The organism is Glutamicibacter sp. NPDC087583 (assembly GCF_044743685.1).
In the GTDB taxonomy this organism is placed as follows: Bacteria; Actinomycetota; Actinomycetes; order Actinomycetales; family Micrococcaceae; genus Glutamicibacter.
On sequence record NZ_JBIUWY010000002.1, the window covers coordinates 421,080 to 434,973 of the forward strand.

The 13,894-nt window shown below is 60.6% G+C and carries 11 protein-coding genes and 1 tRNA gene; 1 reads left to right on the plus strand and 11 read right to left on the minus strand.

What is annotated here, in order from left to right; genetic code table 11:
* The 11 genes from ACIOU9_RS08125 to ACIOU9_RS08175 form a co-directional block, all read right to left on the minus strand.
* Entirely contained in the window at positions 1 to 1,191 is a 1,191-nt protein-coding gene (locus ACIOU9_RS08125) for an AI-2E family transporter (protein WP_402696488.1), read from the minus strand.
* 339 nt (positions 1,192 to 1,530) lie between these two features.
* Positions 1,531 to 2,970, minus strand: coding sequence for an APC family permease (locus ACIOU9_RS08130; protein WP_332594730.1), 1,440 nt, complete (start codon positions 2,968 to 2,970; stop codon positions 1,531 to 1,533).
* Positions 2,971 to 3,183: 213 nt separating this feature from the next.
* Complete coding sequence (locus tag ACIOU9_RS08135; RefSeq protein ID WP_286134179.1) at positions 3,184 to 3,900, minus strand: Bax inhibitor-1/YccA family protein; 717 nt, start codon at positions 3,898 to 3,900, stop codon at positions 3,184 to 3,186.
* Between the two features lie 389 nt (positions 3,901 to 4,289).
* A tRNA-Leu gene (locus ACIOU9_RS08140) sits at positions 4,290 to 4,371 on the minus strand.
* A gap of 117 nt (positions 4,372 to 4,488) precedes the next feature.
* The gene (locus ACIOU9_RS08145) at positions 4,489 to 5,856 is read right to left on the minus strand and encodes an NAD(P)/FAD-dependent oxidoreductase (RefSeq protein WP_105657442.1); all 1,368 of its coding nucleotides are present in this window, start codon (positions 5,854 to 5,856) and stop codon (positions 4,489 to 4,491) included.
* Positions 5,857 to 6,046: 190 nt separating this feature from the next.
* Positions 6,047 to 7,522 carry a S8 family serine peptidase gene (locus tag ACIOU9_RS08150; protein WP_402696661.1) on the minus strand — a complete coding sequence of 492 codons (1,476 nt, stop codon included), beginning with the start codon at positions 7,520 to 7,522 and terminating at the stop codon, positions 6,047 to 6,049.
* 64 nt (positions 7,523 to 7,586) lie between these two features.
* Positions 7,587 to 8,513, minus strand: a complete 927-nt coding sequence (locus ACIOU9_RS08155; protein WP_402696489.1) for an exopolyphosphatase — start codon at positions 8,511 to 8,513, stop codon at positions 7,587 to 7,589.
* Positions 8,513 to 9,214: a DUF501 domain-containing protein gene (locus ACIOU9_RS08160; protein WP_332489194.1), complete on the minus strand. Its 702-nt coding sequence runs from the start codon at positions 9,212 to 9,214 to the stop codon at positions 8,513 to 8,515. The genes ACIOU9_RS08155 and ACIOU9_RS08160 overlap by 1 nt, the downstream gene beginning before the upstream one ends.
* Positions 9,215 to 9,243: 29 nt before the next feature.
* Positions 9,244 to 10,083: a septum formation initiator family protein gene (locus ACIOU9_RS08165; RefSeq protein ID WP_402696490.1), complete on the minus strand. Its 840-nt coding sequence runs from the start codon at positions 10,081 to 10,083 to the stop codon at positions 9,244 to 9,246.
* Positions 10,084 to 10,207: 124 nt separating this feature from the next.
* Entirely contained in the window at positions 10,208 to 11,488 is a 1,281-nt protein-coding gene (gene eno / locus ACIOU9_RS08170; protein ID WP_105657437.1) for a phosphopyruvate hydratase, read from the minus strand.
* A gap of 92 nt (positions 11,489 to 11,580) precedes the next feature.
* Positions 11,581 to 12,279, minus strand: a complete 699-nt coding sequence (locus tag ACIOU9_RS08175) for a MazG nucleotide pyrophosphohydrolase domain-containing protein (protein WP_402696491.1) — start codon at positions 12,277 to 12,279, stop codon at positions 11,581 to 11,583.
* 120 nt (positions 12,280 to 12,399) lie between these two features.
* On the opposite strand from ACIOU9_RS08175, the gene ACIOU9_RS08180 reads away from it, so the two are divergent.
* A complete protein-coding gene (locus tag ACIOU9_RS08180) occupies positions 12,400 to 13,890 on the plus strand; it encodes an aldehyde dehydrogenase family protein (protein WP_402696492.1) in 1,491 nt (496 codons plus the stop codon).
* Positions 13,891 to 13,894 lie beyond the last annotated feature (4 nt).

Here is a 13,894-nt window from a genome sequence, read left to right on the forward strand (position 1 = left end):
TTATTCCTCATCTGCTGTGGACTCAGGATGCCGGGTTTCCGGCGAAGCTGTTGGTGCGGCGGCAGGTCCTGCAGCTGCAGCCGGCGGGTCGGCCTTCGCTGGGTCGCTCGCCTTGGGGCTCTGCGCCACTACTTGGTTTCCGTAGTGCTCAATCACGAATTGGTCGGTTTCCCAGGTTCGGCCCGACAGGTATTTCACGACCGCGTTGACCACCGCCAGCAGCGGTACGGCGAATAGCGCACCCGGAATGCCTGCAAGCATGGTGCCGCCGGTTACTGACAAGACCACTGCCAGCGGGTGCAGGCTCACTGCCTTGCCCATAATCAGTGGCTGCAGGATGTTGGACTCCGCCTGCTGGACCAGCAGCACTACGGCCAGCATGATCAATGCGTTGACCCAGCCATTGGCTACCAACGCGAGCAAAACTGCCAGGGCACCGGTAAACAGTGCACCGACGATCGGGATGAAGGAGCCGATGAAGACCAGGACGCCCAGTGGCATGGCAAGTGGCACGCCCAGGAAGAATGCACCGAATCCGATGCCGATGGCGTCGATCAGCGCAACGATCATCTGGACTCGCACATAGGTGACCAGCGAGGCCCAGCCCCGGGTCAAGGCGCCGTCCATCGCCGGGCGGGCGCGGCGCGGCAAGAGATTCACCAGGAACAAACCGATCTTGCGCCCGTCAAGCAGCAGGAAAATCAAGGCGAAGACGGCCAGCAATGTGCCTGTCAGGATCTGCCCGATCGCGGAAGTCCAGCTGATTGCTTCACTTAGGATGTTGGTGGCATTGCCGCGAAGCTGGACGAGGGTATCGTCCAGCACCTTCTGCAGGTCGTCGTTGGTCAGCTTGAGCGGGCCATTGAACAGCCAGTCCTGGACCTGCTCGATGCCCGAAAGCGCTTGGGTCCACAGGGCGGTAAAACCGGCCGAAAGTTTTTGCCCTGCTACCGATAGCCCTGCGGTGACCAGCGCAAGGAAGCCGATGAGAGTAATGCCGACGGCCAACCCGCGAGGTACAGCAAGCTTGGAGTTCATCGTATTCACAACCGGTGAGAGCAGCCCTGCTAGCAGCGCTGCGATGAAAACCGGGATGACCAGCAAGGAGACTTTTGACAGCGCCCACACCAGCACGCCCAAGGCTGCGACGATGATCAGGAAACGCCAAGCCCACGCTGCTGCCATGCGCATGGCATACGGCATATCCTCGGCGCTTTTGAAATCCGTCAGATCTGGCCCTGGTGTGGCAGGAGTTTCCGCCGGCTGACTCGGAAGTGAAACACGAAAACGGCGTAGACGTTCCAACCGGCTCTTCTTCATGGAACCACGCTATCGCGTTTGCCAGACAGCTTCTTGATCCATGTCTCAATTGTGACAAAAACCAAGGACCAGTGCCCGATATGGGCACTGGTCCTAGAAATCTAATTCAATATGTTTATTTGCCCTTGCCGAGGGTAACCAGATTGCACAGGCTGCCTCTTATTGCTCACGCCAACTTGAAAACACGGCTCATCAGGCGATTCGCACATGCTATCTCCGGCGGCGCATGACCGCTTCAAGGACCCTCTCCTCAGCGTCTTCACCGGGCTTGATGCCCGCGGGTACCTTGAAGAAGAAAATTGCCCCCAGTGCCCACCAAATGGCGAAGATGGCCCACGGTTCCCAGCTCAGCGAGGCCGGCATGCCGGGCATGTAGAGGCTGAAGAGCGCAGCGGTGAGCAGGACTGAAGTCCAGCCGATGATAGTCCCAGCAATTCCGTTGCCGCCAACGCGCAGCGGACGATCCATCATGGGTTCGCGCTTGCGCAGCACAAGGAAGGTTACCGAGACCAGGAAGTAGGCCACGATGATGCTTGGCGCCCCCGAATCCACGAGCCACCCCAGCATTTCAGCGCCGAAGAATGGGGCTAGCATGGAGATTCCGCCGATGAAGACCAGGGCGTTGGCTGGCGTGCGGTATTCGGGATGCAATGTGCCAAACCAGGAAGGAAGCATGCCGCTTCGGGCCAGCGAGTAGACCAGTCTGGAGGCTCCCAGCAGTAGAGAGTTCCATGAGGTCAAGATGCCGGCGATGCCACCGGCAATCAGCACCTTGGCCATCAGCTCCGAACCGAACATGGCCCCGAAGGCATCCGCCGTTGCAATGTCAGCTCCGGCCAGTTGCGCAGCTGGCATCGCTGACGCTGTGGTCAGGACAACCATGACGTACCAGATGGTGGCCAAGACTACGGAGACGACTACGAGCTTGCCAATTTGCTTGGCCGGAATCTTCACTTCTTCAGCGGACTGCGGAATCACGTCGAAACCGATGAACAGGAATGGCACCGCCACCAGCACGGCAAAGAACCCGCTGGTTCCAGGGGTGAAGAAAGGTTCCATGTTCTTGGCTTCGCCGCCGGCAAAGGCGCCGGCAATCATCAGGGCACCGATTGCCACCAGGAAGAGCACCACGAAGGTCTGCAATACGCCAGCTTGCTTCACGCCGCGAATATTGATCAAGGTGATCACCACCGCTGAAAGCACGCCTACCAACGCCCACGTCAGGTTTACTTCAAAACCGGCAACCGTCCACAAGGGGATCTGGCTCATGCCCGGGAAGATGTATTCCACGGTTCGTGGCAAAGCAACCGCCTCGAAAGCCACAATCGTGACATAGCCGCCGGTAATTGCCCACGATCCGATAAACGAAGGCCGGGCGCCCAAGGCGCGCAGGATGAAGTTATGCTCGCCACCGGCTTTCGGCATGGCCGCGGTCAGTTCGGCATAGGTCAGGCCAACGACCGCCATGATGCCACCGCCAACGAGCATGGCCAGTACCGCGCCCATGGTGCCGGCGTTATCCAGCCACCCACCGGTCAGCACTACCCAGCCGAAGCCGATCATTGCACCGAACCCTAGGGCCAGGGCATCCAAGTTGCCCAAGGATTTCACCAGCCCCGGCGTTTTTCCCGCTGATTGCTCGACTGCCATTGCGTTCCTCCTGCCAAATCTGCTGTGAGTTGAGTATCTGAATAGCTACAGGAGAATCTAACCAAGGTTTCGCATGAGCGCCCAATCAGCTGTCATTTTCCATGGCATAGGCGGTTGCAGCCGATCATAAAAATTCATATTTGAACAGGCGATTAACGCACAAGGACCAGTGCCCGAAATGGGCACTGGTCCTTGCGAGCTATGCTATTGCGGCTAGTCGTCGCCACGCAGGATCGCGAGAATACGCAGGATCTCGGTGTACAGCCAGATCAGGGTCATGGTCAGGCCGAAGGCACCGCGCCATGCCATGATGGCTGGAGCACCCTGGTTGGACAGTTCCTCGATCATGGTGAAGTCGGCAACCAGTGCGTAAGTTGCCAGCAGTACAGCAACTACACCGATAACCAGGCCGAGGACGCCGTGGCGCATGCCGAACATGCCATCGATGACGCCAGTGAGCATCAGAACCATGTTGAGAAGCGAGAAGACGATCAGACCGACCATGCCGATCATGAACATCTTGTTCAGCTTGGGAGTCATGCGGTACTTGCCCGAGCGGTACAGCGCCAAGGTTACGCCGGCAACACACAGGGTAGCCAGTACAGCCTGGATAGCGATTCCCTGCATACCTTGACGGCTTTCAAGGAATCCGGAGAGACCGCCAAGGAACAGGCCCTGGGCTGCGGCATACAGCAAGATGAGCACAGGCGATGGGCGCTTCTTGAAAGCGTTAACCAGACCGAGGACAAAGCCAACCAAGGCACCTGGCAACATGAGGGCCGGCATGCCCCAGCCAATCGCGGCGCCAACAACAACCAAGGCCAGGCAGAGCACGGTCTTGTTGATCGTGGTTCCGATGGTCATGCGGCCGGTGTCGGCGCTGGTTGCAGCAGGCTGCTGGTACATCTGCTGCAGCTGGTCTGCGCTCATATTTGCGGTGTCACGGAATCCAACAGCACTTCCAGGCTTGGTTCCCCAAGCATCAGAGCGGCTGCTGGAACCAAAAATTGGATTGCCCAATGTCATTCCCCCATAGATTGCGATTGCGCCGGCACGTGGCTAGCTGAAGATCTTTTGCTTAATCCTATTGAGCATTGCTGTGAAATCACTCAGTCGGAAGGATGATATAGGGCATTTTTCCGAAGAAAAACTACTCTGTCAGCGATATTCTTGAAAGTTCTACCATCAAGGTTGCCTTGGCAGCCGATTTTGGTGGAATGCACGATGCCTGGGGTTGAACGATGGATGCGCTCCCACTTTTGGCAAAAGAAAAGACCGCTGCTGACCGGAAAATCCGGAACAGCAACGGCCTTATTCTGTACCCCCAGTGGGACTCGAACCCACAAGCCTTTCGGCAGCTGATTTTAAGTCAGCCGTGTATGCCAATTCCACCATAGGGGCAAGACTCTCAAATTTTACGTGATCGGCAAAGCAAATAGAAAATCCTTCTTTGCTGACGTACGCGAGGGGCCAATTGCTTGGCCCCTCGCATCATCGTCGATCAACTACGGCTCAAGCCTACTTCTTCGGCTTGGCCGACTCTTCGAAAGCAGTGCGTGGTGCTTCGAGGTTGTTCAGCTGCAGGGCATCGCGCTTGAAGACCAGTGCAACCAGCCAGTCGCCAACGACGCGGAACTTGCGCTCGAAGGTCGGCATGGCCATGCCGTGGTAGCCGCGGTGTGCCATCCATGCTGGCCAGCCCTTGAGCTTGATGCCAACAACCTTGGCAACGCCCTTGTTGCGGCCGAAGCCGGCAACTGCGCCCAGGTTGGAGTGCTTGTATTCCTTGATGGTGCCAACACCGTAGCGCGCAGCGTACAGGTTCTTGGCCAACAGCTTGGCCTGGCGCACTGCGTGCTGTGCGTTGGGAACGCAGGTGCCGTCCGGCAGGCCGCCGGTGACGTCCTTGACTGCCGAGATATCGCCGGCTGCCCAGGCGCCTTCCAGAGGTTCGCCGTTGGCATCCTTGATACGAAGGTCCGTGCGGGTCTCGATGCGGCCGCGCTGCTCGATTGGGAAATCGGTGGAGCGAACCATCGGGTTGGCCATGACGCCAGCAGTCCAGATCAAGGTGTCGGAACCGAACTCGCCCGCTGGGGACTTGTCGGCCATGTTGATCAGTTCCAGGTTGCCTTCTTCGGCATTGTTCAGCGAAGTGTTCAGCAAGACCTCGATGCCGCGGCTGCGCAGGTGATCGACAACCCACTCCGCCTGCTCGGCGGTGACTTCTGGCATGATGCGGCCCATGGCCTCGATCAGGACGAAGCGTGCTTCCTTCGCATCGATGCGGTCGTTGAGGCCGATCAAGTGACGGGCCATGTCTTCCAGCTCGGCGATGGTCTCGATGCCGGCGAAGCCGCCGCCGACGACCACGAAGGTCAGGGCGCGCTTGCGTGCAACTGGATCAGTCATGTTCGAAGCGGACTCGATGCGCTCGGCAACCTTGTTGCGCAGGGCGACGGCCTCTTCGATGGTCTTCAAGCCAATGCCGGTTTCAGCCAGGCCAGCGATGGGGAAGGTACGGGTGACCGCACCAGCGGACATCACGACATCGGTGTATTCCAGCTCGAACTGCTCGCCGTTGACCGGAGCAATGACAGCCTTCTTGTTGGCATGGTCGATGCTCAGCACGCGGCCGTTGACCAGCTCGGAGTGCTTCAGGTGCTGACGGTGCGAGACCACAACGTGGCGTGGTTCAATCTGGCCACCGGCAACTTCTGGCAGGAATGGCTGGTAAGTCATGTACGGGTTCGGGTCGACAACGGTGACGATGCCGCCGTGTGCCTTGACCTTCTTCTGCAACTTCATCGCGACGTACAGGCCTACGTAGCCACCGCCGACGATAAGAATGCGCGGACGCTTCTGGGAGGTTTCGATGATCGACATACTGTTGATTCTACGCGGATTTTTCGAGTTAGTGAAAACATTCACTAACTATTTCCGTTCGGTGTGTCACGTCGTCGCCAGGCATGGGCGTTTCCGGCTGCCGAGGTTCGCACCAACCTGTCGAATTAAGCATCGGAAGGCGCGAAAAAGCGGGGTGGATCTTCAGTTTCCACCCCGCTTTGTCCGCTATTTACTTCTCTTCTTCGGGAATCTCGTCGAACAGATCCCGGCCGCCAGCTTGATCCGGGACTTTCAATGAACTCAAGGAAGCCGAACCAAGCCGCGCCGCAGCCTTCTCGCGTCGACGACGCACCAGGGTCTGGGCGATGCCTGCAATGATCACCAGCAGCAAGAGCACTCCCCCGCCGACGATCAGCAACGGCTGAAGCGCCGGTGCCGAGTCATCGGGAAGAACCGGATCTGGCGCCGCGACCTGCTTGAGGTCCGATTTCTCCATCGAGACGCCCGGAGCTGGGGTATCAGCAGTCTTCTGGGTGTCGCGGCGGTGCACGCGAATCCACTCGCTGATCGTGCCCAGCGGGTTCTCGGATACCGAGGGGACGCTCGCCGTCACTGCCGCCTGCGCATCGATGATTCCGTAGCCGTAGAGGTTGTCCACGCCGGCTGTGCCGGTGTCCTTGGCGGTCTTCAGGATGCGGTTGATGACCTCAGGAGCTTTCATGTTCGGGTATTCCGAACGAATCAATGCGGCCACGCCCGCCACCAAAGGAGCCGCGCCTGAGGTACCGGACCAGCGCGCGTAGCCGTCATCTGGCAAGCCGCCGACCAACTGCTCGGCAGGGGCTGCAACGCCGATGGAAATGCCTTCGGTCGAGGAATCCTGCGAAGCCTTGCCGCTGGCATCAACGCCGGCCACGGTCAGCACTCCCGGAATGGTGGCCGGGGCGCCCACCTGGCTCATGCCGCCCGAACGGTTGCCTGCAGCGGCAACAATAACCACGTCATGGTCTTCTGCGTACTTGAAGGCGTCATCCCAGCTTTCCGGCCATGCCGGGCTGGTTGAACCGAGAGACATGTTGATGACCTTGGCCCCGGAATCCACGGCCCATTTCACGGCACGGGGGATCTGGGTTTCCACTGGAATCTTCGCCGGGTTGCCTTCGCCCATCCACAGCGACACAGACAGCAGGTCTGCTGCCGGAGCGACGCCGAGCACGCCGTCCTTGCCGCTCTTCAGCTTTGGCACCTTTTCGTACTCAGGTTCCTGGGGAATGTCCTCGTCTTCGTCTTCGGCGGTCTTCTTGGCCTTTTCCCACGCGGCCTTCAAGCGCTCGTTCTCGGATTTAACCCGCTTGATTTCGCCCTTGTTGTTGCCGCGCCCGCCGAGCAAGGTAGCCACCAAGGTGCCGTGCTCGCTCATGACGCCTATGGGCTTGTTGCCCTTGTCTCCGCCTGAGCCGGACATATCAGCACCGCCAACCACGGCACCCTTCAAGTCTGGATGCGCGGTATCAATGCCGGTATCAATGATCGCGACTTTGACGCCTTCGCCCTTTGACGTCTTGTGCGCTTCGGCCACGCCCAACGACTTGAGCCAGTATTCGGACTCACGCATGTTGTCAGCGCGGGCAGGTACGCCCACGCTGAGCAGGGTGAAGGCCAACAGCGCTGCGACAAGCAGAGAGCCGAGCTTGAGGAAGCCCATTCTTTTCCTGGCACGCAAAGCTGAGCTCAAGACATCTCCTTGGGTCGGTGACTGGGTGACAGGTTCAGGCGGCGGCAGCTGAAGCCGCGATTCCGTCGAGAATATCGTGTTCGGAAGCAATCAGAACCATTTCGCGGTTCCCGCTGGCCTTTTCAAGGTAATGAAGGATGCGTTGCACAATGGCTGCGCCAGCTTGGATCACATCAACTCGTCCCGGATGCATGAAGCCCAGTGCCGCGCGCTCTTCCCGGCTGTAGGAAAGCATGCTGGCGGTGGCTTGGCGCATCTGGGCGAAGCTCAGCTGCGCCCCATGGATCTTTTCCGACTCGTACTGCTTCAATCCCAGGGCCTGGGCGGTGAGCGTCGTGAAAGTGCCTGCAACTATGATCACCGCGTCGACCTGCGCAACGTCAACCGATCCGGCCAAGGATTCCAAGGTGCTGTCCATGAATTCCAAGGCCTGGTCCGAACGCATTCCCGCTTGGTGGAACCGTTCGGTAACGCGCACACACCCCATGTCCAGGCTCTTGGCTGCCAACGGGCCGGTGGCATCACCGAGAACGAATTCAGTGGATCCACCACCGAGGTCGATCACCAGGCTCTTGCCGCTTTGCCCGTCCCGAACCGAAGCCGCACCGGCAAAGGACAGGGAGGCTTCTTCTTCACCGCTGATCACTTCCGGGGCGACGCCCAGGATCTTGGTGATCCGCTCGGTGAAGACCTCGCGATTCGATGCATCGCGGGCCGCCGAGGTCGCTGCGAAACGGATGGCTTCCACCCCATGCTCATCGCACAGCTTCTTGTACTCGCGAGCAGCTTCAAAGGTGCGCTCCAAGGCCTCGGGAGCGAAAGCGCCGGTAGCGTCAACGCCCTGGCCCAAGCGCACGATGCGCATGGTGCGCAGCACGTCGACCAGCTGGCCATCGGCCCCGATGTCCGCGATCAGCAGACGGATGGAGTTGGTTCCGCAGTCAATACCGGCCACGCGCATTAGGCATCATCCTGGTCAGCGCCCTGTGCGGATTCACGCACGGCACGCTTCCGGGCGCGTTCTGCGCGCTTGGCCGCTGGGTCCTGCTGTTCCTGGGTCTTCACGTGGCGCGAGCGGTCACGGCTCGGGGCCTCGGATTCGGTATCCCAAGCACCCACGCAGTAGCACTTGTCCTTGGTCCACCACTGGGCAATCCCAGCCAGCGCTTCATCACCCAGCGGGTTCACGCCCTCGCCGGCAGCCAGCGAGTGCCCTACCAGCACGTGCAAGCACTTGACGCGGGTCGGCATGCCGCCAGCGGAGACCCCAGCGATTTCCGGAACGGCCCCGGTCCCCGAGCGCTGGCCAATCGCATCGCGGTTGGCCAGGTACGACTCGTGGGCATCGATATATGCCTGCGCCAGCTGCGCGTCCTCGCCCAGGCGGTCATTCATCTCGTTCATCAACCCGGCAGCTTCCAACCGCGACACTGCCGCAGTGATCACCGGGTGCGCCAGGTAGTAGGTGGTGGGGAAGGGAATACCCGAGGAAAGGCGCGGTGCCGTGGTGGCTACCAGAGGGTTTCCGCAAACGCAGCGCGCACCGATCTCCACCACATCGCGCACCGGGCGGTTCAGCTGGCGGGACAGGGTGTCGAGGTCAGCTTCGCTGGGTACTCGTCCGGCGGCGTCAAGGGCTTCGCGGATTGGCTGTTCAGTCACGGTTATAAGTCTCTTCGTGTTTAAAGTGGTTAGTCAGTGGCAGAACGTCGAACGGAGTCGAGCAGAGCATCAACCCATGGAAGTTCCTGGCGCACCTCGAAGGTGCTTCCGTTGCCGTCGGCGGGCGTCTCTTCATCCTTAGGGCGTTCACCCACCACCATGTAGAGCTTTTCACCAGGCATTACCAAGTTTATCCGCTCGCGTGCTTGCTGCTTGATGTACAGCGGGTCATCCCAGCGCGCGATCTCTGCCTTGAGGTCATCGCGCTGCGTCTCCAGCGCTTCGATCGAGGCATTCAGCTCATTCAGCTCCGCCATCTGCGTGCGGTAGAAATTCACCGTGGGCACGAGCATCACTGCGAAGAAGGCCAGGACCACGATCAAGGCGGCGATACGGCCGGAAAACCGGTGCGCAGCAACGGGTTCGCCCTCTGGGACGTGGTTCTGGCCAGACGGCTTCTGCCCCGGCTTGCGGCGTACGGCAGCAGAGAACTTCACCCGGTCATCGCGTCGGCGTTCGTTCTGCTTTTCCTTGGCACGTTCGCGCAGCGGCACCTTCGGCTTCGGCGCGTAATTTCCTGCAAATTTTTTCGGCTCACGTGACGCATCTGACGCTGGGCGTGCCGTCGATTTCGGCTGTGCTGCAACGCTTCTGGGCTTCTGCGCAGCGGGAGCGGCCTTCGGTGGGCGCGGCGTTGCAGGAATTTGCCTGGCCTGCGCTTGTGGCCTGACGATGCGCAGAGCGTCGGTAGGCGGTTCAGCTTCGGAACCTGCGCCGTCATGTTTCGTCTGGTCAACCGGGGTTATTACGGCTTCTTCGGCCGGATCCGGAGTATTACGGCGAGGCATTCGCGGTGGTCGCTGAGCCATACTCCCCCAATTCCCGTGGTGCTTTTCTTGCGGTGTTGCCGTGGACTTGGCAAGATAATTCCATTAAATAACGAAAAGCCCGCCGGTATCCACTACCGACGAGCTTATTCGCTATTACTGAAAATTAGCTGTTGAAACGCGGGAACGCGCTACGGCCAGCGTAGACCGCCGAGGCGCCCAGGTCTTCTTCGATACGCAGCAGTTGGTTGTACTTGGCTACGCGCTCGGAGCGAGCTGGTGCACCGGTCTTGATCTGCCCGGCGTTGGTTGCCACGCAGATGTCAGCGATGGTGACATCTTCGGTTTCACCCGAACGGTGCGAGGTGATGGTGGTGTACCCGGCACGCTGCGCCATGGTCACTGCATCGATGGTTTCGGTCAGGGTGCCGATCTGGTTGACCTTCACCAGCAGCGAGTTGGCGGTGCCCTTGGCGATGCCGTCGGCCAGGCGCTGCGGGTTGGTGACGAACAGGTCGTCGCCTACCAGCTGCACCTTGTCGCCAATGGCGTCGGTCAGGGTCTTCCAGCCATCCCAGTCGTCTTCATCCAGTGGATCCTCGATCGAAACCAATGGGAAGTCGGCCACCAGGCCAGCGTAGTAGTCGCTCATTTCCTGGGCGGAGAGCGCCTGGCCCTCGAACTGGTAAGCGCCGTTCTCGTAGAACTCGGAGGAAGCGACATCCAGCGCCAGGGCGATGTCTTCGCCCGGGGTGTAGCCAGCGCGCTTGATCGCTTCGGTGATCAGTTCCAGAGCCGCGCGGTTGCTTGGCAGGTTCGGAGCGAAACCGCCCTCGTCGCCCAGGCCGGTGGAGAGGTTCTTCTCCTTCAGCACGGACTTGAGGTTGTGGTAGACCTCGACGCCCCAGCGCAGGCCCTCGGAGAAGGTCGGCGCGCCGAGCGGGGCGATCATGAATTCCTGGATGTCCACGTCGGAGTCGGCGTGGGAGCCGCCGTTGAGGATGTTCATCAGTGGCACTGGCAGTACGTGCGCGTTAGGGCCGCCCAGGTACTTGAACAGTGGCAGGTTGGCGCTCACTGCAGCGGCGTTGGCCACTGCCAGGGAGACGCCGAGGATGGCGTTTGCACCCAGCTTGGACTTGTTGGCAGTGCCGTCCAGTTCGATCATGGTGGCATCGATGGCGCGCTGGTCGGTGGCGTCAAGGCCCTCCAGCTCGTCGGCGATTTCGTCGATGACGGACTCTACAGCACCCAGTACGCCCTTGCCGAGGTACCGGTCTTTGTCGCCGTCGCGACGCTCAGCTGCTTCGAAAGCGCCGGTGGATGCACCGGAAGGAACAGCAGCACGGCCATGCGAGCCGTCGGATAGCAGGACCTCGACCTCGACGGTCGGATTGCCGCGGGAATCAAGGATTTCGCGCGCGTGAATGGCGTCAATCAATGCCATGAGTATGGACTCCTTGTAGAAAAGGGGTGGTCTTGGGGCAGGTCAACCAGCGGTCGCTGATAAGACCGTCGGCGCCATTGCCTGTCTCTAGCCTAGCGCTTCGAAGGTGATTTGGGCGATGTTGTTGCGCCAGTTTCCGCGCCGTATTGCTGGCCCAGGGCCGCGCGCAGCACCGATTCGGCATCCAGGCCCAGCTCCTCGGCCCTCGCTGACAGGGCCATTAATTCCTTGGCCAGGGAGAACTCGTCGACGATTCGCTCACGAACCTGCTCGGTGACTAGCCCGGCCGCGGGCTGTGCCGATCCTGCTCTGGCATGGCGATCAAGCAATTTCTGCGCGAGCGCCAGGGACGGCAGCCCAGCGGGCAGTCCCGCGTTCTTCCGCTTCTTCGGCTGGCCGGCGCGTTCGGCCTGCTTCGCCGCATCCCACACGCGGATAATCTCATCCACATCCGTGATGACGTCCTGGCGGACCTGGCCCTGCTCGTCGAAAATATGCCGGTTGCGGCGCAATAGCTTCGCATTCAGCGTTTCGGCGACATCTTCCAGGCCGAAATGGTCTTGCTCCTCGGCGATCAGCGAATGCAGCAGGATCTGGAAGAACAAGTCCCCCAGCTCCTCCTTCAACAGATCCGGGTTCCGTTCAGCGATGGCGTCCAGCACTTCATAGCTTTCCTCAATGAGGTAGGTGCGCAGCGACTCGTGAGTCAGCGCGCCAGTCCAGGCGCATCTGCTGCGAAGGGTCCGTACGGTGGCGTTGAGCTGCTCTAGCTGCGTTCTGTTCTCCGGCATAGGAACATGCTATCGAAGCGGGCTTTCAGCCTGCGGCCAAGGAGCTGCCCATTGCTGCCCATTGCTGCCCATTCGGGCTAGCATGGCCGTAGTTCATCCCGACGACGCGAAGGATTGCCAATGACCGTCCAAGACACCGCCCAGCTGGAATTCCTGGATCAGCTTCCAGCCAAACTCTTCATCGGCGGCCAGTGGGTTGAGGGGCGCTCCGAGCGCATCCTGCGCACTGCCAACCCTTTCGATGACTCGCTCCTGGCCGAGATCCGCCAGGCCTCGACCCAAGACGTCGACGACGCCTATGGCGCTGCCGCCGCTGCGCAGCCAGGCTGGGCGGCGATCTCCCCCGGCAAGCGCTCGAAGGTCCTGAACCAGGCCGCCGACTACCTGCAGTCGAACTTCGAGGGCATCCTGGCGCTGTTGACCGCCGAGTCCGGTTCCACGCAGTTGAAGGCGAACATCGAACTGGGCGGCACCATCGCTGCCATCCGCGAAGCAGCCACCTTCCCCACCCGGGTGCACGGCAAGATCCTGCCCTCCAATGCCGAGGGCAAGGAGAACCGGGTCTACCGCGAACCAGTCGGCGTGGTGGGCGTCATCAGCCCGTGGAACTTCCCGCTGCTGCTGTCGGCCCGGTCCGTAGCGCCCGCCCTGGCCCTGGGCAATGCGGTGGTGCTCAAACCCGCCTCGGATACCCCGCTGGTGGGAGCCTTGGTCCTGGCCAAGGCTTTCGCCGAGGCTGGCCTGCCAGATGGCGTGCTGAACGCAGTGGTTGGGTCCGGTTCGGAAATCGGCGATTACTTCGTGGCGCATCGGACCCCGTCGCTGGTTTCGTTCACCGGTTCGACTCCGGTGGGCAAGAACGTCGGGAAAATCGCGGTCAGCGGCGAGCACATGAAACGCGTGTCGCTGGAGCTTGGCGGCAACGCGCCATTCGTCGTGCTCGAAGACGCTGATCTTGACGAAGCAGCCAAGGCCGCGACCCTGGGCAAGTTCTTGCACCAGGGGCAGATCTGCATGGCCATCAACCGCATCATCGTCCAGGCTCCGGTCTACGAGGCCTTCATCGAGAAGTTCATCGAGCAGGTCGGCAAGCTCGGCTATGGCGATGCCGCCGATCCAGCCAACCTCGTGGGACCGATCATCAATGATGCGCAGTTGGCGTCGGTGAGCGGCAAGATCAAGACCGCACGTGGCCAGGGCGCCCGCGAAGTCCTGGCAGGTTCGATCACAGGCCGTGTGGTCTCTCCCCACGTCTTCGCAGATGTCACCAGCGGCATGGAACTGTTCCGCGAGGAGATCTTCGGCCCGGTCGTGGGCATCGCCAAGGCCGACTCCGAAGAGCATGCGCTGGAACTGGCCAACGACACCGAATTCGGCTTGTCCTCGGCCGTTTTCACGCAAAACCTGGAGAAGGGCGTCGCCTTTGCCCGCGGCATCAAGGCCGGGATGACTCATGTCAATGACATCACCGTCAATGATGAACCGCATGTGATGTTCGGTGGCGAGAAGAATTCGGGTCTGGGCCGTTTCAACGGCGAGTGGGCTATCGAGGAATTCACCACCGATCACTGGGTCGGCGTGCAGTCCACCAAGAAGCAGTACCCGTTCTAGGAAC